Below are 17,885 nucleotides of genomic sequence, written 5' to 3'. Positions count from 1 at the left end.
CATCGACGTCGTTGTGTTGGCGGTGATAACTGCCTGGGCGGTACCGAAGTGCACGGCGGTGGCGTTGGCCAGGTTGTGGCCGGTGAGAGTCACGGCGGTCTGCCCGGCCGTGGACCCGTGGCCGGGGATCACGGTCGTCGCCATATCGCTGACGTTATTTAACAGAAGCCTGGGAGAATCCACCGGTGAACGACGTAAACGAGATCTCCCGCCAGACCCTGCTCCGCCGGGGTTTCACCCTTGAGTACGCCACCCTGGCCTGGAACGTGATCGGCATCGTGGTCCTCGCGATCGCCGCGATCGGCGCCCGCTCGGTCGCGCTGGCCGGCTTCGGCCTGGACTCCCTGATCGAGATCGGCGCCTCCACGGTGGTGATCTGGGAGCTCTCCGGAACCGGCGAAGAGCGCCAGAAGCGGGCGCTGAAGCTGATCGGGGCTGGCTTCGCGCTGCTCGGCCTCTACCTGCTCGCGCAGTCCACGATCGTTCTGGTCAGCGGCTTCCATCCGCAGCATTCGTCGCTCGGCATCGCCTGGACCACCGTCACCGCCACGGTGATGTTCGCCCTCGCCTTCGGCAAAGCCCGTACCGGCGCCGCTCTCGACAACCCCGTCCTGCGGACCGAGGGCCGGGTCACCCTGATCGATGGCCTGCTCGCCGCCGCGGTCCTGCTCGGCCTGGTCCTCAACAGCACGCTCGGCTGGTGGTGGGCCGACCCGGCCGCCGGCTACGTGTTGGTCTACTACGCTGCCCGCGAGGTCCACGAGATTTTCTTCGGTGACCACTGAGCCCCCAGCCGCCCCGCCGAAACGGGTCATCAGGCGCGCTGCGGCTCCCGCTCCCTTCTCAGAGGGCATTTGATGAGAGTAGTTTGCCCTTTATGTCCTAGGTAGGTTCCTCGCCAGGTTGGTGTGGTTTCGTCCGTTATGCGCTTGGCGAGGTTGTCGATCGAGGCGATGTGGATCACGGCTTCGGAGCTGGTCGGCAGTGTCTCGTAGTCGCGGGCCAGCCGGCGGCGCTGCATGATCCCCCCCCAGACTCCGTTCAACCACCCACCGCCTTTTCACCACGTGAAATCCGGGGACGTCGGACTTCCGGTGGACGACCTCGACGTCGCCCAAGCGTGCGCCGTGCTCGATCACGGCGTTCTTGAAGCCGGTGTCGACCCAGCTCTTGGAGATGCTTGGGTACGTCTTCTTGGCCTGGTTGAGGAGGCGTATTCCCAGGGCGTTCTCGGACAGGCTCGCGGCGGTGACGGTGACGGCGAGGATGAGTCCGATGGTGCCGGTGAGGATGCCTCTCTTTCGGCCGACGACTTTCTTCGCGGCATCAGTTCCTTGGCTGGTCAGGGGAACGTTGGTGGAGGTCTTGACGCTCTGGGTGTCGATCAGCCGTGGCCCAGCGGCGCGCCGTGCCAGCGCCAGTTCGTCCGGCGGGGGCGATCAGGCGTCTCGATGCGTCCGGTGGCCCACAGAAGAGTCGACCACGGCGTGTCGATGACGAGGACGTCGGGGAACAGCCGCGCCAGGACTCGCTCACTCAGGTCCTGCGGGGCTTCCCAGACGCGATTCAGCCCCTGGGTGATGTCGTGGGTGTGGACCAGGGTCTCGACGACGCCCATCGCTGCAAAGCCCTCCGGGTCGGAGGCGCCGAAGACGTGTGGGGCCAAGGTGGTTGCGTCGGTGGTCTCGACGACCGTCGCGAGCAGTCCGCCGCAGGCCTCCACGACAGTCAGGAGTCCCTCGGGCCCTGCCTCGTGATCCCCGAAGATGACATTGGCCGGGCCATCCGGTCGATCACTGGAAATGCGCAGTGGGACGCGCGGTACGGCGATGGGCTGCGCGAGCCCGAACCGTAGCGCGTAGGTGAGCAGGTCGTCCGCGAGGTGTTCGAGAGTCTCCCAGCACGTCCACTCCAAACCGCCAGCCGGGGCGTGCCATCGGGCAGCCGGGACATCTTCCAGGGCGTCGACGCAGTGGGCGACGGCCTGGCGCACGTGCTCCCCGCGCACCGGCATGTGAGGTTCTCCGGGCTGTGGCATGAGGGGAGCCTACAAGGCCGAAGCGATGTGATCGGCCAGCAGCCCTGGCCGCCTTGGCCACAGCAGCCGGGTCCGTGTCGGCCTCCGACGCGACGAGTCGCACGAGGTGCCCTCACCAATCGCCTGTCCGCGCGTCCTCTTATCGGAGCACAACCGCTGAACCACCAGGCGTTCGCGCCCGCCGTGGCGAGCACAACCGTCACCTCTCCAGGGTGATTCGTCGGCCGCCTTTCGGAAAGACGAGCACTGCCCGTCCGTCCGAGTTCCGGGAGGCTCACCATGGTCAAGATTCTCTACAAGCCGCTCGGGCTGCTGTTCAGCGTCCTGGGCGGCGTCGCCGCCGGTGCCCTGTTCAAGCGCCTGTGGGCGCTCCTCGGACACCAGGACGACGCGCCGGCCGCCACCGACCAGGACCGTACCTGGACCGAGGTGCTGACCGCCGCGACGCTCCAGGGAGCGGTGTACGCGCTCGTCAAAGCAGCCGTCGACCGCGGCGGCGCGGCCGGCACCCGCCGCCTGACCGGCACCTGGCCCGGCTGAAACCCCATCGTCAACCCGACCGGCCCGCCCCCCGGGTGGCACCGGACACGGCGAGCCCCGATGCTCGAAAACATGGGCAAGAAGCAATGGGCCGCAGCCGTCGTGCACTGCCTGCCGAACGCAGTGCCCGGCACAGCCGCAGCACACCTCGCCGGCCGCGTACGCGTGACCGGCCGGTGGGTGAGAATCCGCCCCGACGGCGCCAACGGTACCGACGAGACCTGGATCTCCGCCGCCGCCGTCCAGCGCATCGTCTGGGCCGCCTCCGACCCCAGCTGAGCCCGCAGCATCGAAGGGCAACCATGCCCCCAGCCCGTCCAATCGCGACGAGACACCTGAAGAGCGCGCCGACCGGCTCTGGAGTGAAATGCTCCAGGAAGTCCGGGTCTGCCAGACCGGCGCCCAGATTCTCTTCGGCTTCCTCCTTTCCGTCGTCTTCACCGCCCGCTTCACCACCCTGCCCGTCCTCGACCGCCACCTCTGCGTCGCCACCGTCCTCCTCGGCGCATTCGCCACCGGAGCCCTCGTCGCACTCGCCGCCTTCCACCGGTTCTTCGCCGGCCACGGCCTGAAACCCGAACTCGTCCACGCAGCCGGGCACCTCATCTCCACCGGCCTGGTCCTGCTCGCCCTGACCATCACCAGCGCCATGCTGCTCCTGCTCCGCAACGCGCTGCACACCGCCGCCGCGGCCTCGGCCCTGAGCGGCGTTGTGCTGCTCGGGTTCACGACGTGCTGGCTCGTCCTGCCGAACCTGGTCCCTGCGGCGCGAAGCCCGTCGGCGAGAGCGAGACACGGGTAGCGCACGCGGACGCTGAGCCAACTTCCGGGGCACACGGATCCGGACGGCGGCCGATCGCGGTCCCCGAAACGCGGGTCTGCTCCCGTGGTCACGCAGCTCGGCGGCCAGCTGCTGGGCCTGCCCCCGGGCTTTCTCCATGACCTTCGTCACCTGTTCCTTGGCGTACCGGCTACCTCGGAGGCCTGCTCGCCGACAGCGGCGGCTGCGTCAGTCGTCTTGTCCTGTGCGCTCTGGGCGATCGCCGTCCCGGTGCTCTGATCCGGGCTCACGCCTCGTCCCTCCTTGCGGGGTGGTACGGCTGGGCATCCCCGGTGTCTACCGGGTCAGCGCGAGCTCTCCGCCATGTGTGGGCCGATCGGATCAACCCGCGCCGTCGTCGCCGGCCGGCCACTTGCGGGTGTCGCGGGGCGGCACGTACGGCTCCCTGCCGGGCGGTATCCCGCCCTCGATGGCCCGCTCCCGAGCAAGCTCCGCATCGAACTCCAGCCCCAGCAGGATCGCGAGGTTGGACAGCCACAGCCACACCAGGAACACGATCACCCCGGCGAGCGTGCCGTACGTCTTGTTGTAGGAGCCGAAGTTCGCCACGTACGCGGCGAGCCCGCCCGACAGCGCCAGCCATAGCAACACCGCCAGGACACTGCCCGGGGAGACCCACCGGAACCCGCGGCCGCGCACATTCGGGGCCGCCCAGTACAGGAGGGCGATCATCAGCGAGACGAGCACGACCAGCAGTGGCCACTTGGCGATCGACCATGCCGTCACCGCGGTGTGGCCCAGGCCGAGGGTCTCGCCGGCCCGCCGGGCCAGCGGGCCGGTGAACACCACGATCACCGCGCTCGCCGCCAGCAGCACCATCATCAGCAGCGTCAGACCCACCCGCAGCGGCGTGATCTTCCACACCGGCCTGCCCTCCCGGATGTCGTAGACCGCGTTCGCGGCGCGGATGAACGCGGCGATGTAACCGGAGGCCGACCACAGTGCGCCGGCCAGGCCCACCGCCGCCAGCACCCCGCCCGTCCCCCGGCTGGCCTGCAGCTGCGTGACCGCGCTGCGCAGAATCTCGCGCGCCGAGCCGGGTGCCAGCTTCTGCAGGTTGTCCAGCACGGCGTTGGTGGCGGAGGAACCGACCAGGCCGAGTACCGATATCAGCACCAGCAGCGCCGGGAAGATCGCAAGCACGCTGTAGTACGTCAGGGCGGCGGCTCGGTCCGGCAGCTCGTCGTCCAGGAACTCCCGGCCGGTGCGCTTGAGCACCGCCAGCCAGCCCCCTCCCGGCAGCTTGGTCGGCTCGTCCGGGCCGCGCTCAGCGGCGACGTCGGCCTCGCGAGCCGGATCGGGGCGTTCCGGATCGCTGCCGGGGCGGCCTTTGTGATGGAACAGTCGCATGTCCCGCGTCTTCCCAGCCAGCGGAGTCCGACGCGCGATACGCCCTGAGAACCCGCCCGGTCAGCCCCAGCCCCTCGCCGGGACGCTCATCATCGTTTACCGGCGCATCCGCCGGGGACCTGCAAGAAAGGGGAACTGAACTTTCGGAGGCCCTCGTGATCATCCTCGGAGTCATCCTCCTGATCATCGGCTTCGTCACCGGCATCTCGGTGCTGTGGACGATCGGCATCATTCTCGCGGTCATCGGCCTGGCCCTCTGGCTGTTCGGCGCGATGGGACGCGAGGTCGGCGGGCGCCGCCACTACTGGTGACGACGGGAGCCCTGCGCCGTCCACGCCACCGGCCCGAGATTCGCAGCTGACGGTTTATCAGATAGGGCGTAAGGAAAGGCTCGTGCGCGTTCGTCACGGACGCGGGCCTGCGGATCGTCGATGTGTGGGAGTCTCCCGAGGCGTTCCAGGCCTACTTCACCCAGCGGGTGCAACCTCTCGCTGTGGCAGAGCAACCCCTCGACGGGCTGCCCCGATCGCGTGCCCGCGCGCTGGTCAACGGCGTCATACTGCTGCGTCGTTACTCCCGGGAACTCGGCCTCGATCAGTACAGCCATGACGATCTCCCTGAGGAGTAGGGGACCTCCCCGACCGCCGGGCGGCGGATGCGCCGCCTTCAGCCTCTTCTCGCAGCTTCGGGTGCGCAAACCAGCAACCGACCCGCCCTGGAACGAGGGGGTTCAGACAACAGGTACTGACCGGCACACAGTCGTCACGCATCGACCCCTTCGGCCCGATCTTCTGCGGCGCCGCCGGGCTTCATGCTCTCCTTCAGGCCCGCCAGGACGCCGAGGCAGCCGGAGCGCGGCCGACCCCGGCCACACCCGCGCCCCCGTCCTGGAGATCCGCGACCGACGAGACCGTCACCACCTGCGGCGGTGTCCGGCCCGCCCCCGGCACCACGGGCACCGAACCGCCCGGCAAAGGAGCAGCCATGGACACGCCCTCGCGCTACGAGATCACCCTGCCCGGCACGCCCGGCTGCCACGCCCCGCCACGGATCATCGTCGCTCATGCGACCGGCGAGAGAACCCGCAACGGCGAGGCGGTGTACGCCGATGCCGCCGGGACTCTGCGCGTCACGGTCACCCACGGGGTGGCCGAACCCGTCGACATCCCAACCAGCCCAGGCCAGCACACCTGCCTGCACGCCCACCCGCTGCCGTGACGGTCTTCTCTCGCGCGCCTGCCAGCCGAGCCCGGTCAGCGGCGATCCCGATGGGAAGCGATGGGATGGCGGCCGACCACCGAGAGCGGGACTGCCCTGAACCCCTGGACCAGGGCCCGACTCAGTTGTCGCTGGACGGCTGATGCCCGATCCCGAGCAGTCCGTGTCCGCACATCGCACAGCGGCCAAGCCTGGTCCGCCTGGTCCCGTTCCCCGCGCAGAGCCTCGACCTCGGTACCCCGACCGGCCCCGCCATGACGGCATCCGACGCCGCCCGGGCCCGCCGGCAGCGGGATCGAGGACGAACTCGCCAGGCCGCGGCCCGGCGGTGGGCCAAGACCCCTGCCGCCATCGCATCGATGGACGCGACGGACTCCCGCTACCCCGCCCGCGAGCGCCGCTGATCCGTGACCACCTCTGCTCTGAACAGGGCTGTCAACAGTTCAACAGTGTCTTCACAGTCGGGCCGCCCGCCCCACCCCAGACACCAAGAGGCCCCCACCCCTCGGGATGACAACCTCCGGTGCTCTCTGTGAGCAAAGAGCCTACGGAGCACTCGACCGCTTTCGTCGGCCGGACCGGGCCGTGTCACAGATTCCAGGGGCCGTTCCAGCGCACGGTGTAGGGGTGGGTGCTGCCGGCGGCGCCGATGCCGGTGCGCTCGGTCCAGATCACGCCGACCGGGTGCTTGCCCTCGGGGACCAGCACGTCGGTTCCGCCGCTGGCGACGATGCCCAGGGCCAGTGCCTGCGTGGTGCCGGGGCGGCAGTCCAGCGAGGTGAAGCCGCTGCCCTGTTCGGTGGTGATGGTGCCATCGTCGAGGACGGCTTCCAGTAGCAGCCGTGGTTTGCCCTGGACGTCGAAGGGTGTCGGGTCGGTGCCGCCGTACAGCGCTCCCAGGGAGGGGACGGGCGGGGGTGGTGCGCCGTTGGTGGGAAGAGGCTGGGGCACGGGTTGCTGGGTGGGGTTGGCGAGGATGTAGGTGATGCAGTAGGCGGTGTACCCGTGGGTATCGGGCGCGGTGGCGCCCTTGGCGGTGAAGCTCGCTGTGGCGGGGTACTTCGCGGTCATCACGGAGGCGATCGTGATGGCGAGGGTGGTGCGCCGGTAGGTGGGCTGGGCACCGGTGCCGTAGGAGCTGTCGTACAGGTAGGGGATCTTTGCGACGTCGTCGGCGCCGAGGACGGTTCCTGACGCGGTTTCGCCTGTCTGGAGCGGCAGGATGCTCGGGCCGGCGGGGGCGGTGCCGTGGCGGGTGACCACGGCCACGGTGGTGGCGGCCACCGCCACGGCCACGGCGATGGCGATGGCCGTCCGGTGGCGCCTGGCGAAGCCGGGCGCCACCGGGAGTGCGGGCGGTGGGTTGTCCGCGGCTGTAGCGGCCACAGGAGTGTCCGGAAGGGTGAGCGCGGCGCTGGGCGGCCGGGTTGTCGCCTCGTGGAATGGCGGCCGCTCGTTCTCGGGGGTACGCAGCCGGACGGTGGCGGGATGGGCGCCATTCGCCGCGGTGGGGGCGTCGTTGAGGCGGGCGAGGGCGGTGGCGGCGTCGTGGGGGCGGTCGTCCGGGTCTTTGGCGAGCAGGTCCAGCACCAGGTGGTCGAGGTGGGCCGGCAGCTCGGGGCGACGCCTGCTCGGCGCCGGGGGCGTCTGGTGGAGCTGCTGGTGGAGCAGCGCGGCGACACCCGTGCCGGTGTCGAGCCAGGGGGTGCCGGTCAGCAGCTCGTAGAGCACGCAGCCGAAGGCGTACAGGTCGGCGCGCTGGTCGAGGGGACGGGCCTGGATCTGCTCCGGGGCCATGTAGAGCGGGGTGCCGGCGATGGTGCCGGTGGCCGTGAGACGGGCCGCGTCGGCGAGGCGGGCGATGCCGAAGTCGCAGACCTTGATCCGTTCGCCGGTCGTCAGGAACAGGTTGCCCGGTTTGATGTCGCGGTGGACGACGTCCTCACTGTGGGCGGCGCCGAGGGCGTCGAGGATCTGGCGCGCGTGATCGGTGGCGCGCTCGATGGGCAGGCCTGTGGGGTGGTCGGCGATCACCGTGCGCAGGTCGGTGCCGCGCAGAAGTTCCATCACCAGGAACAGCAGCGTGTTGCCGGCTTCGTCGGCATGCTCATCGACGTCGAAGACCGTGGTGATGCCGGGGTGGCTGAGGGCGGCGGTGATCTGCGCCTCACGGCGGAACCGTTCGACCGCCTCGCGCTCGCCGTCGCCGGCCTGCGGCAGGATCTTGATCGCGACGGCGCGTTGCAGGCGTTCGTCCCTGGCCTGCCAGACCTCGCCCATGCCGCCGCGGCCGAGTATCTCTTCCAGCGTGTAGCGGCCGGTCAGCCTCAGTCCACGTCGCACTCTTGCCCCCCGTAGCGCTCCCTCGCGCCGATGTCCGTGGGCCCAGCATCTCACGACAGAGCGCTCGGCCGACTTCCAGCTCACAACCCGCATAGCCGAGCCCAGTCACTTGATCGGTCACATACCGCGCTCTGGGCCGTACATCGGCGCGGGGCGGTCATCGGGTGACATCGGCAGCGGTTCGAGCAGCACCGGGCCGGGATAGAAGGCGGAGCTGTTCGGGCCGACCATGTCCTCGCCGACCAGATAGCGGTAGAGCCACTCGGAGAAGCTCATTCGGTACTCGTACCAGGCGCCGTCGTGTTCCACCGCACAGATCCGGTGTCCCGTGCGGTCGGGCAGCGGAGCCAGGAAGATGTATTCGCCGCGATCGGTGCTGGTGATCGGGATCAGGCCGTCCTTCGTCCCGAACCTCACCTCCTTCAGATTGAGGACGGCACGGATGTCCTCCTCGGGCTCCAGCCAGTCCTCCCGGTCCCAGTCGAGCGCAGCCCAGGCCTGGGAGGTCTCGCGGATGTTCTTCCCGAGGTTCCACCGATTGGTGGCCGGATGCGAGAGATACAGGTGCCCATTGATCTGCATTGGGGCGTAGGCGTCGACGACCGCCTTGTAGTCCTCGGGGAAGTCAGTACCGATCTCGGATTCCAACTCGACCCATGCATTGGGGCTGGTGAAGCGCTGTTCGCCAGGGCCGAGCATGGCGAAGACCTCAGCGAGATAGTCGCGCACCAGCTCTCCTCATCGGGTTCGGGCGTCAGGACGCCGCGTCATCGCCACCACGAGCACTGTGGCCTGCCGTGAGGGTAGTCGGGACCAGCGACATCGACTCAGCCGGGCGAGATCGAACCGCCTGGGAAGCACACCCCATGACTGAGGGAGGTCTGCACTGGCTGTCCTGGCCTTGCATCGGACTGCTCTACGGCATCCCCCTGGGGCACAGCCAGGTGCGAGCTCCTGAGCCGCATCTTGTCAGGGAGGCAGCCCAGGGCCCGCACCCACAAGCTATCGACGCTCCTGAAGTGGCACCCCCGGACACTCCGCCCCAACCGGCACGTCACCCGATCAGTGGCTCCCGAACTCGCCGAAATGGCGCCCGTTCCCACCGAAAACCACGGAGCACTGTCGAGTACATCCCCGCCACGAACAGCCCAACCCTGGTGCCCGTCCCCGCCGAAGACGTGGCCTCCATATGACCCGACTAAATCACTCCGCTGAAGGAAGCCCTACTCGGACGCTCCAGGGGTGGGCAGACCAGCAAGGTTCATTGCGCCGGCGACCGAAATTGCCGCCCTGCTGGTGTTCATCCTGACGGAGGGGCAGGCCGCGGACGGCCGGCAGTCCGCTCACCGGCTGGTCAAGGTGCGTCAGACTGCCCCATATCCTGGCGGGCGGCGATCTTTGGTGCCTTGAAGAGCTGCGGGCCCCACTCCGGAGCAACTTGACGGGTCCGCACCAACGGCGATGACGGGCGAGGGAGCTGTGGGGCCGGGTGCAGCGCCTTCGTCAGTCTTCGCCCTGCGCCGGGACGCCACCGGCGGCGACGGCGTCGAATTGGGTGGTCAGGTCACAGGTCAGGCGAGTGAGAAGGCGGATGAGCTCGGTGCGGTCCCGGTGCGGCCACTGGGCGAGCGCCGAGGTCAACCAGCCGTTGACGATGGCGGTGTACCGGCCGACGATCCGCTGCCCGGGGGGTGTCAGGGCGATCAGGCGGGCCCTTTGGTCCTCAGGGTCAGGGACGCGCTTGATGATCGCCCGCTTTTCCAGGCTGTTGAGGTGGCGGGTGACGTGGGGTCCGACGACCTGCATGCGGGTGGCGATCTCGCCCACCCGCAGCGGGCGTTCGGCGGCGTCCAGGACGACCAGGATCGTCAGGGCAGGCCGGTCCAGTGCCACTCCGGCGTCCTGGATGGCCTGCTCGTAGAGCTGCCCGCGGTTGAGCAGGGTCCGCAGCTGGAGCAGCTGCGGCAGTAGCCCGGCGGTCGCGTCGCTGAGCGGATCCACGTCCCACACTCCCTTGATAGATACCTAACGTAGGTATATTGTCTCTTTCGGAAGCCGACCTCACAGGAGATCGGGCCGCCGTCAAACATGATACCTAAGGTAGGTAATTAGCGTCATGAATGTGCCCGCCCCCACCACCGCGAACGTGACCACGACCGACGTCCTGATCATCGGCGCCGGCCCCACCGGCCTGACCCTGGCCTGCGACCTGGCCCGACGCGGTGTCAGCTTCCTCCTCCTGGAGCGCTCCACCACCCTCAGCACCGCCTCCCGCGCCAAGACCATCCAGCCCCGCACCATGGAGGTCGCCGACGACCTCGGCGTGGCCGGGCGTGTCCTGGCCGAGGGCCGGGTGAACGTCCCCACCCGCCGCTACGACCGCGACCGGGTGGTCTCCGAGGCGGTGGAGCTCGCCGCAGGGGTGCACACCACGGACACCCCCTACCCGCCGGTCTGGCTCTCCCAGCCGCGGTTCGAGCAGATCCTGCGCGACCGCCTGACCGAGCTCGGCGGAACCGTCCACTGGGGCAGCGAGGTCACCGCCCTCCAGCAGGACGGTGACGGCGTCACCGCCACCGTCACCGCCGGGCCGGACGCGGGCAGCCGCACCGTCCACGCCCGCTACGCCGTCGGCGCCGACGGCGGACGCAGCACCGTCCGCGCACTGGCCGGCATCGAACTGCACGGCGTCTCCCTGACCGACCAGCGCTGGCACCTGGGCGATGCCCGCGTCACCGGCCTGTCCCGCCACTGCCAGCACCTGTGGACCAGCAAGGAGGACGGCCTGCTGTCCCTGTTCCCGCTGCCCGGCACCGACCTGTGGCAGTTCCAGGCCTCCATTCCCGCCGACCGGACCGAGCCCGAGGAGCCGTCGCTGGAGCTGTTCCGCCGCATCTTCGCCGAGCGCGCCGGCGTCCCCGGCGTGGTCATCCGGGACGTCGCCTGGCTCTCCCTCTACCGGATCAACGTGGTCCTCGCCGACCACTACCGCAACGGCCGGATACTCTTGGCCGGCGACGCCGCCCACATCCACTCCCCGGCCGGCGGCCAGGGCATGAACACCGGCATCCAGGACGCCTACAACCTCGGCTGGAAACTCGCCGCCCTCCTCGACGGGGCCGACCCCGCCCTGCTCGACACCTACGAGCACGAGCGCCGCCCCGTCGCCCGCAACGTCCTGGACGACAGCACCACCCGCCTCGCCAACGTGATGCGCGCGGCAGCCGAGAGCGCCGGCCCCTCCGCCCAGCAGGGACTCACCGACGACCGCACCACCGGCCTGGGCGTCGCCTACACCGACAGCCCGCTCACGCACGGCACCGACGCGGGAGTCCGCGCCCCCGACGCGCCCTGCCGAAACGCCGACACCGGCCGCCCCACCCGCCTGTTCGACCTGCTGCGCGGCCCCCACTGGACCCTGCTCTCCTTCGGGAACACCGCCGTCCAGCAGACCCCGGACGGCCCGCGCACCATCCGCGTGACCACCGACCTGACCGCCACCGGCGCCGACACCGTCATCGACGCCGATAACCTCGCCCACCACGCCTACGGAACCACCGGCGACGAACTCGTCCTCATCCGCCCCGACGGCTACATCGCCACCCGCCGCCCCACCGACGACCTGGCCGCCGTCCTCGCCCTGGCGGCTGCCAACGGCATGTGACCTGCCGAGCTGGACGGAGCCCGTCAGATAGTTCGCATAAGTCCGTGACCTGAAAGGCTGGCCGGGGCCCTGGCTTGGGGGCTCTGACCGGCCGGAACGGACACGTCCCACTACCGGCCCCGCCCGCCAACAGCGTTCCAGCAGTACCTCGAAAACCACGAACGGCGCAGTACGGCAGCCGCAGCGCGCCTGGAGGACCGGCGGTGCGCCGATCCCGGCGGGCGCCGGGCGGGGACGGCGCGAGGGTGAGGCCCTGGGGAATCGGGTGCCGCCGGCTCAGGGGCGGTCGTCGTGGTGGCCGCACAGCCACGCCAGCGCCATGTAGACCCCCGGCGTCCGCTCCGTCTCGCCCGGATGGTCTGCGCCCGACTGGAGACGCACCGCGGCGGCCTGGCACTCAGCGAGCAGCTGCGCCCGACACGGCCCGTACGCGCCGACGGCGGCGTTCGCCGTGACCGGCGCGCCGATCTGGGCGCCCACCGCCCACCGGTAGGCCTCCAGCAGGCCCCGCTCGACACCGGTGCGGGGCACGTTCACCGCGTCCAGCGCGGCGAACACCTCGTCCACCGACCGCACCCCCACCGCTACCGCCGTCGTGTCCTCGCTCGCCATGGGTTCGACGCTACGGGCCCCACAACGCCGGTGCCGCACGGTCGCCGCGCAGAGACGCCGCCTTCCAGGGGACAAGCGTGCCGCGGCGCCTCGCACAGGACGCGGGCCCTCGACCCCGCCCTGGCGGGGCCGATGCTCAGGGGCCGGTGGCCACCAGGCCGCCAGGCCGCCAGGCCGTCGGCCGGACCGCCAGCCCGCTCAGCGCGCCGTACGGGCGGCTCATCCCGGCCGGAGCAGGTCGGCGGCTTGGCGGAATCGGTGTCGTCGCGCTTCGTGGCCGGGGATGATGGACACCGGCCAACGCGCGACCCGGGGACGGCGGATGACGCAGTTAAGCACAGACGGGCAGGCAGGCGAACCAAAGGAGCGGCACGCTGCCCTGGCGCCCGACCGTGCACATCCACCCCCAACCCGCCGCGGGCGGCCACGAGGCCGCGGAGCGCGGCCGACCCGGCAAGCCGATCAGGCAGTGGGACCCGCTCGATCTTGAGGTCCACCCGGCCGGGACCGACCGGACCAGCGCGCAGCGGGCCCCCCGCCGCCGCGTCCGCCAACAAGAAACCGCGCCGATCCGCACGGCCCGCATCGACACCCGCGACCGGGTACGCAGGGCCTGGTGGGCGGCCTCCCAGGCGCGGTCGGCGACGTCGCGGCGGTGGCGCTGAGTGCCGCGCCCGGCCCCATCGCCGCAGGAGCAGGTCCACTGCGCGCGAACCGCATGCGGCGAACGAAGCAGTCCAGACGTGTTGAGGCGCAGGCCGCCGGGCCCGGGAACGAGGGGGTGCGTTCCACGCGGGCCCGGCCGGTGGGAGGCCAGCAGCGCCGACGGGAGGCGCGGCTGCTCTGCTCGGCGGCCCGGTGAGTGTTGTGGTGGGGCCGCCGTGCCGGAATGCTAGACCCGCCAGTCAGCCCATGGCCAGGGCTTTGACCTGCGAATTCCGGCCGCGAACATGCCATGCGGCAGCGCTCAAACGGCCGGCGAGCAGGGCCCTCGACCCCACAGGCGAGGTCCTGGGTGTACCCGGTGATCGGCCGTGGTCAGAGCAGTGGGGCAGATGCCGACCGGTTGTGTCAGCCGAGCCAGACGATGTCGATGACGTGCAGGCGTCCTCGGGCCCGGTTAACCAGATAGACGAGGCTCAGCTGGCCGATGGAGGCGCAGCGGACTTCGGCGACCCTCCCTGGCGTTCCTCGTACGGCGGTGCGTGCGCGGGCACGCACCGCTGGCGTGCGCACACCCAATGGAATGCCGCTGCTCGCCGCACCCGCTGCCATCAGCCCGGCACGATCAGGCCGCTCTCATAGGCCACGATCACCAGTTGGGCCCGGTCCCGGGCGGCGAGCTTGGCCAGCAGCCGCCCGACATGGGTCTTCACCGTCGCCAGGCTGACGACCAGGCGGTCCGCGATCTCCTGGTTGGACAGTCCGCGGCCGACGAGTTCGAGCACCTCCCGCTCGCGGTCCGTGATCGCGGTGAGGCCCGTGGTCGGGCGGCGGCCCAGCTCGGGCATCCGGGCGAACTGCTCGATGAGCCGCCTGGTGACCCCGGGGGCCAGCAGTGCCTCGCCGCGTGCGATCACGCGGATCGCGGCGACCAGGTCGGCGGGCGGGGTGTCCTTGAGCAGGAAGCCGCTCGCCCCGGCGCGCAGGGCTCCGTAGACGTACTCGTCGAGGTCGAAGGTGGTCAGGACGAGGACGCGCACGCCCTCGTGAGCCGCGATGATCCGGCGGGTGGCCTCCAGCCCGTCCAGCTCCGGCATGCGGATGTCCATGAGCACGACATCGGGCAGTTCCCGCGCGGCGAGTTCGACCGCCTCGCGTCCGTCGGCGGCCTCGCCGACCGCCGTCAGGTCGGGCTGGGAGTCGAGCAGCAGGCGCAGGCTCCCGCGCAGCAGCGTCTGGTCGTCCGCGATCAGCACCCGGGTCATGAGCACGCCTCCAGCGGGATCCGGGCGCTGACCCGGAAGCCCTCACCGGGCAGTGGGCCGGCCTCCAGTTCGCCGCCGTAGACGGCCACCCGCTCGCGCATGCCGACCAGCCCGTGGCCGGCCGATCCGACGGACCCCTGCGCGCCCTGTCCGTCGTCGACGACCTCGATCCCCACCGAGTCCTCCCCGTAGGCGAGCACGGCGCGGACGCGTCCGGCATCGGCATGCTTGATCACGTTGGTCAGCGCCTCCTGGGCGATCCGGTAGACGGCGAGTTCGAGGGGGGCCGGCAGCTCGCGCCTGTCGCCGACGACCCGCAGCTCCACCCGGAGTCCGGACTCGGCCGCCCTCGCGACCAACTGGTCGAGGTCCGCCAGGCCCGGGGCCGGCACCAGCTCGGGATCCTGCGCCCGCCCGTTGCCGTCCCGCAGCATACCGAGCAGCCGGCGCATCTCGTGCAGCGCGCCGCGTCCGGTCTGCTCGATCAAAGCCAGGGCCCTGACGGCCTCTTCGGGACGGGTGTCGGCGACGAAGCCTGCGACCGAGGCCTGCATGGTGATCAGCGACAGGTTGTGCGCGACGATGTCGTGCAACTCCCGGGCGATCCGCAGCCGTTCCTCGACGACCATTTCGCGGGCGCGCTGCTCGGCCTGCGCCTGCAGCCCCGCCGTGTAGGCGCGGTTGGCGCTGACCGCCACGCCGATCATCCAGACCCCGCACAGGGGTGGTGCGAGCAGCAGCAGGCCCAGGACCTCCATGCGGATCGCGTGGTGGAACTCGACCGGGTTCGCGAATGTCGGCCCCAGCAGGCCGACCTGTGCCGCGACCACGCCGAGCGCGGTGCAGCCGAGCAGGGCGCCCAGGCCCCGCACGGACACCCGGCGTGGCACCCGCACGGCGAGCGTGTACAGCACGAGTGCCATCGCGACGGGGACCGGGAACGGGAACGTCTGCGACTCCTGCGCCACAACCGGCGAGGCGAGCGCGACGGTCCACAGCGACGGCCACGGACACAGCCGCCGCAACCCGACCGCGGCGCCGAACACCAGGGCCACCGCCACGACGACCAGGGCCGGGAGCGAGACCACCGCCTCATGCGGACCGAACCCGCGTACCAGCGTGAGGGCGCAGAGGGCGGCGCCGGTCAGCGCGTCGAGGATGAGCAGGCCGCGGGGACGCAGGCGTCGGGTCAGAGGCGGTGTAGCGGCCGGGGTGATCATGCGTCGACGGTAGCCGGGAGCGCCAGCCCGGCACATCGTCCCCGAAGCCGTCATCCCCAGGGCGGACGGGCGCCGCCGGGTCATGCCGTGGCCGTACGCCCGGAAGTCACCCCGCGCTCCGACGCCGACCCCCGGGCCCGGCTGGCACCTTGGACGCCTCTTGAACGCCGAAGGGAGACATGATGATCGAAGTCACCGAACTCACCAAGAGGTTCGCCAGGATCACCGCGGTCGACGGCCTCACGTTCACGGTCCGGCCCGGCCGCGTCACCGGCTTCCTCGGGCCGAACGGCTCGGGCAAGTCCACCACGCTGCGCGCGATCCTCGGCCTCGAGACGCCGGACCGCGGCACGGCCCTCATCGACGGGCGGCCCTACCGGACACTCCACCACCCGCTGCACCACGTCGGCGCGCTGCTCGACGCCGGCGCCGTCCACCCGGGCCGCTCGGCGCGGGCGCACCTGACGGCACTGGCAGTGGCCAGCCGCATCCCCCGGCGGCGGGTGGACGAGGTACTGGAACAAGTGGGCCTCGGGCAGGTCGCCCACAAGCGGGCCGGCGGGTTCTCGCTGGGCATGCGGCAGCGGCTCGGCATCGCCGGTGCGCTGCTCGGCGATCCGCCCGTCGTCCTGTTCGACGAGCCGGTCAACGGGCTGGATCCCGAAGGCATTCTGTGGATCCGGCACCTGATGAAGTCCCTGTCGGCCGAGGGCCGCACCGTCGTGGTCTCCAGTCACCTGATGTCCGAGATGGCGCTGACCGCCGATCACCTCGTCATGATCGGCCGGGGCCGGCTGATCGCCGACATGGGCGTCGAGGAGTTCCTGCGCGAGCACGGCACCAGCCAGGTGCACGTCCGCTCGCCCGCCCGCAGCGCGCTGGCCGGGGTGCTCCGGGAGCGGGGCGCGACCGTCGAGCACGAGGGCGCGCAGACGCTGGTGGTCACCGGGCTGACGGTCGAGGACATCGGCGACCTGGCCGCGCGCAACGGGCTGCCGGTGCACGAGCTGGCGGCCCGGCAGGCATCGCTGGAGGAGGTCTTCATGGATCTGACGAGGGACGCTGTCGAATACCAGGGCGGTGTGTGATGGGAAGCGATGGGACGGGAACCGGCGTGATGGGAACCGAGCTGCTCGGCGCCGAATGGATCAAGCTGCGGTCGGTGCGGTCGACGTACCTGTCTCTGGGCGCGGCCGCCGCACTGGTCATCGTCGTGGCTCTCTCGGTCGCCACCACGACCGCCGAGAACTGGCCGACGATGAACGCGCGCGACCGCTCGGCCTTCGACCCGGTGGCGGCACCGCTGTTCGGTGCGATCTTCGCGCAGCTGGTCATCGGTGTGCTGGGGGTCCTGGTGGTCAGCTCGGAGTACTCCACCGGGCTGATCCGGACGACGTTCTCCACGACGCCGCAGCGCCGGAAGGTGCTGCTCGCCAAGGTCGTCGTCACCGCCGCGCTCGCCGTGGTCGCGGGCACGGCCATCCTCGGAGTGACCTTCCTGGTGAGCCAGGGGGTCATGGCCAACGGCCACGGCGGGGTCTCGCTGGGCGATCCGGGCGTCCTGCGGGCCGTCGCCTACGCGGTGTTCTACCTGGTGATCGTCACGGTGCTGGCCGCCTCGCTGGGCGCGATCATGCGGTCCACCGCCGGTGCGATCGCCGTGCTGTTCACCCTGGTCTTCCTCCTGCCCCAGGTGCTGGACCACCTCCCGCCGAACCTGCGTCACGACCTCATGCGATTCGGCCTGCAGCGGGCCGCCACCAGCGCCGTGTCGATCCGCCCGCAGGTGGACACCTTCTCGCCGACGGTATCGATCCTGGTGTGCGCGGCCTACGCGGTCGTCGCGCTCGCACTCGCGCTGTTCCTGACCGGACGGCGTGACGCCTAGACGGCGGTGAGCCGGCGGTCGACGAAGAACAGCCTGCTCAGCCCACCGTTGGGACGCGGCTGGTGCCGCTTGACGGAGTAGCCCGTATCGGTCAGCGCCAGGCCGGGGCTCAGGGTGCCGACCGTGGCCTGGAGAGCCTGCTCGCTGTGCTGGCGGAAGCCGTCCGCGGTGAAGCGAACCTGTTCGGGCCGGGGAGCGGGCGGGTGCGCTTCGTCGTAGCTGATCCACCACCACACACCCACG

At 70.7% G+C, this 17,885-nt stretch carries 20 protein-coding genes and 2 pseudogenes; 11 read left to right on the top strand and 11 right to left on the bottom strand.

The window, feature by feature from the left end:
- Window positions 1–144, bottom strand: a 144-nt coding sequence (locus ACIBEC_RS46640; RefSeq protein WP_360509804.1) for an IPT/TIG domain-containing protein, incomplete at its 3' end; no start/stop codon positions are given.
- Between the two features lie 41 nt (window positions 145–185).
- Between ACIBEC_RS46640 and ACIBEC_RS46635 the strand changes: the two genes are divergently transcribed.
- Entirely contained in the window at window positions 186–785 is a 600-nt protein-coding gene (locus tag ACIBEC_RS46635; RefSeq protein ID WP_360509802.1) for a cation transporter, read from the top strand.
- Window positions 786–886: 101 nt separating this feature from the next.
- Here ACIBEC_RS46635 and ACIBEC_RS46630 read toward each other — a convergent pair.
- Window positions 887–1,427 (bottom strand): annotated as a pseudogene (locus ACIBEC_RS46630) (transposase); the annotation flags it as partial.
- Window positions 1,385–2,014 carry a hypothetical protein gene (locus ACIBEC_RS46625; RefSeq protein WP_396290778.1) on the bottom strand — a complete coding sequence of 210 codons (630 nt, stop codon included), beginning with the start codon at window positions 2,012–2,014 and terminating at the stop codon, window positions 1,385–1,387. The pseudogene ACIBEC_RS46630 and the gene ACIBEC_RS46625, both read right to left, overlap by 43 nt.
- A gap of 303 nt (window positions 2,015–2,317) precedes the next feature.
- On the opposite strand from ACIBEC_RS46625, the gene ACIBEC_RS46620 reads away from it, so the two are divergent.
- The 3 genes from ACIBEC_RS46620 to ACIBEC_RS46610 all read left to right on the top strand — a co-directional run bounded on the left by ACIBEC_RS46620 (window position 2,318) and on the right by ACIBEC_RS46610 (window position 3,380).
- Window positions 2,318–2,578 carry a DUF4235 domain-containing protein gene (locus ACIBEC_RS46620; RefSeq protein ID WP_360509800.1) on the top strand — a complete coding sequence of 87 codons (261 nt, stop codon included), beginning with the start codon at window positions 2,318–2,320 and terminating at the stop codon, window positions 2,576–2,578.
- Between the two features lie 72 nt (window positions 2,579–2,650).
- Window positions 2,651–2,857: a hypothetical protein gene (locus tag ACIBEC_RS46615; RefSeq protein ID WP_360509799.1), complete on the top strand. Its 207-nt coding sequence runs from the start codon at window positions 2,651–2,653 to the stop codon at window positions 2,855–2,857.
- Between the two features lie 88 nt (window positions 2,858–2,945).
- Window positions 2,946–3,380, top strand: coding sequence for a DUF6328 family protein (locus ACIBEC_RS46610; protein ID WP_396290775.1), 435 nt, complete (start codon window positions 2,946–2,948; stop codon window positions 3,378–3,380).
- A gap of 360 nt (window positions 3,381–3,740) precedes the next feature.
- Here the strand turns inward: ACIBEC_RS46610 and ACIBEC_RS46605 are convergent, their stop codons facing one another.
- Entirely contained in the window at window positions 3,741–4,769 is a 1,029-nt protein-coding gene (locus ACIBEC_RS46605; RefSeq protein ID WP_360509798.1) for a YihY/virulence factor BrkB family protein, read from the bottom strand.
- A 155-nt stretch (window positions 4,770–4,924) separates the two neighbouring features.
- Here ACIBEC_RS46605 and ACIBEC_RS46600 point away from each other — a divergent pair, with 155 nt between their 5' ends.
- Both ACIBEC_RS46600 and ACIBEC_RS46595 read left to right on the top strand, forming a co-directional pair.
- On the top strand, window positions 4,925–5,080 hold the full coding sequence (locus ACIBEC_RS46600; RefSeq protein WP_360509797.1) for a DUF6131 family protein: 156 nt from the start codon (window positions 4,925–4,927) through the stop codon (window positions 5,078–5,080).
- Between the two features lie 673 nt (window positions 5,081–5,753).
- Window positions 5,754–5,987 carry a DUF6296 family protein gene (locus ACIBEC_RS46595; protein ID WP_360509796.1) on the top strand — a complete coding sequence of 78 codons (234 nt, stop codon included), beginning with the start codon at window positions 5,754–5,756 and terminating at the stop codon, window positions 5,985–5,987.
- A gap of 588 nt (window positions 5,988–6,575) precedes the next feature.
- Here ACIBEC_RS46595 and ACIBEC_RS46590 read toward each other — a convergent pair.
- Window positions 6,576–8,330 (bottom strand): protein kinase, encoded by a 1,755-nt coding sequence (locus ACIBEC_RS46590; protein ID WP_360509795.1) that lies wholly within the window; start codon window positions 8,328–8,330, stop codon window positions 6,576–6,578.
- A gap of 117 nt (window positions 8,331–8,447) precedes the next feature.
- On the bottom strand, window positions 8,448–9,059 hold the full coding sequence (locus ACIBEC_RS46585) for an SMI1/KNR4 family protein (RefSeq protein WP_360509793.1): 612 nt from the start codon (window positions 9,057–9,059) through the stop codon (window positions 8,448–8,450).
- A 482-nt stretch (window positions 9,060–9,541) separates the two neighbouring features.
- Here ACIBEC_RS46585 and ACIBEC_RS46580 point away from each other — a divergent pair.
- Window positions 9,542–9,707 (top strand): annotated as a pseudogene (locus tag ACIBEC_RS46580) (IS5/IS1182 family transposase); the annotation flags it as partial.
- Between the two features lie 126 nt (window positions 9,708–9,833).
- Here ACIBEC_RS46580 and ACIBEC_RS46575 read toward each other — a convergent pair.
- The gene (locus ACIBEC_RS46575) at window positions 9,834–10,331 is read right to left on the bottom strand and encodes a MarR family transcriptional regulator (protein ID WP_360509791.1); all 498 of its coding nucleotides are present in this window, start codon (window positions 10,329–10,331) and stop codon (window positions 9,834–9,836) included.
- 121 nt (window positions 10,332–10,452) lie between these two features.
- Here ACIBEC_RS46575 and ACIBEC_RS46570 point away from each other — a divergent pair, with 121 nt between their 5' ends.
- The gene (locus ACIBEC_RS46570) at window positions 10,453–11,994 is read left to right on the top strand and encodes an FAD-dependent oxidoreductase (protein ID WP_360509789.1); all 1,542 of its coding nucleotides are present in this window, start codon (window positions 10,453–10,455) and stop codon (window positions 11,992–11,994) included.
- 276 nt (window positions 11,995–12,270) lie between these two features.
- On the opposite strand, the gene ACIBEC_RS46565 is transcribed toward ACIBEC_RS46570, so the two are convergent.
- Window positions 12,271–12,606 carry a hypothetical protein gene (locus ACIBEC_RS46565; protein WP_360509787.1) on the bottom strand — a complete coding sequence of 112 codons (336 nt, stop codon included), beginning with the start codon at window positions 12,604–12,606 and terminating at the stop codon, window positions 12,271–12,273.
- Window positions 12,607–12,998: 392 nt separating this feature from the next.
- Here ACIBEC_RS46565 and ACIBEC_RS46560 point away from each other — a divergent pair, with 392 nt between their 5' ends.
- Entirely contained in the window at window positions 12,999–13,271 is a 273-nt protein-coding gene (locus ACIBEC_RS46560) for a hypothetical protein (RefSeq protein WP_360509785.1), read from the top strand.
- A 609-nt stretch (window positions 13,272–13,880) separates the two neighbouring features.
- Here the strand turns inward: ACIBEC_RS46560 and ACIBEC_RS46555 are convergent.
- Window positions 13,881–14,534 carry a response regulator transcription factor gene (locus ACIBEC_RS46555; RefSeq protein ID WP_360509783.1) on the bottom strand — a complete coding sequence of 218 codons (654 nt, stop codon included), beginning with the start codon at window positions 14,532–14,534 and terminating at the stop codon, window positions 13,881–13,883.
- The gene (locus ACIBEC_RS46550) at window positions 14,531–15,754 is read right to left on the bottom strand and encodes a sensor histidine kinase (protein ID WP_360509781.1); all 1,224 of its coding nucleotides are present in this window, start codon (window positions 15,752–15,754) and stop codon (window positions 14,531–14,533) included. The genes ACIBEC_RS46555 and ACIBEC_RS46550 overlap by 4 nt, the downstream gene beginning before the upstream one ends.
- Before the next feature lie 182 nt (window positions 15,755–15,936).
- Here ACIBEC_RS46550 and ACIBEC_RS46545 point away from each other — a divergent pair, with 182 nt between their 5' ends.
- Complete coding sequence (locus ACIBEC_RS46545; RefSeq protein WP_360509803.1) at window positions 15,937–16,842, top strand: ATP-binding cassette domain-containing protein; 906 nt, start codon at window positions 15,937–15,939, stop codon at window positions 16,840–16,842.
- 29 nt (window positions 16,843–16,871) lie between these two features.
- On the top strand, window positions 16,872–17,642 hold the full coding sequence (locus ACIBEC_RS46540; protein ID WP_360509779.1) for an ABC transporter permease subunit: 771 nt from the start codon (window positions 16,872–16,874) through the stop codon (window positions 17,640–17,642).
- On the opposite strand, the gene ACIBEC_RS46535 is transcribed toward ACIBEC_RS46540, so the two are convergent.
- A partial coding sequence (locus ACIBEC_RS46535) for a hypothetical protein (RefSeq protein WP_360509777.1) occupies window positions 17,639–17,885 on the bottom strand: 247 nt, incomplete at its 5' end. The genes ACIBEC_RS46540 and ACIBEC_RS46535 overlap by 4 nt on opposite strands.

It is taken from the genome of Kitasatospora sp. NPDC051164 (assembly GCF_044455625.1).
GTDB lineage: Bacteria > Actinomycetota > Actinomycetes > Streptomycetales > Streptomycetaceae > Kitasatospora.
Note: the sequence above shows the minus strand (reverse complement) of the source record. Positions and strands in the feature narration are given on the sequence as shown.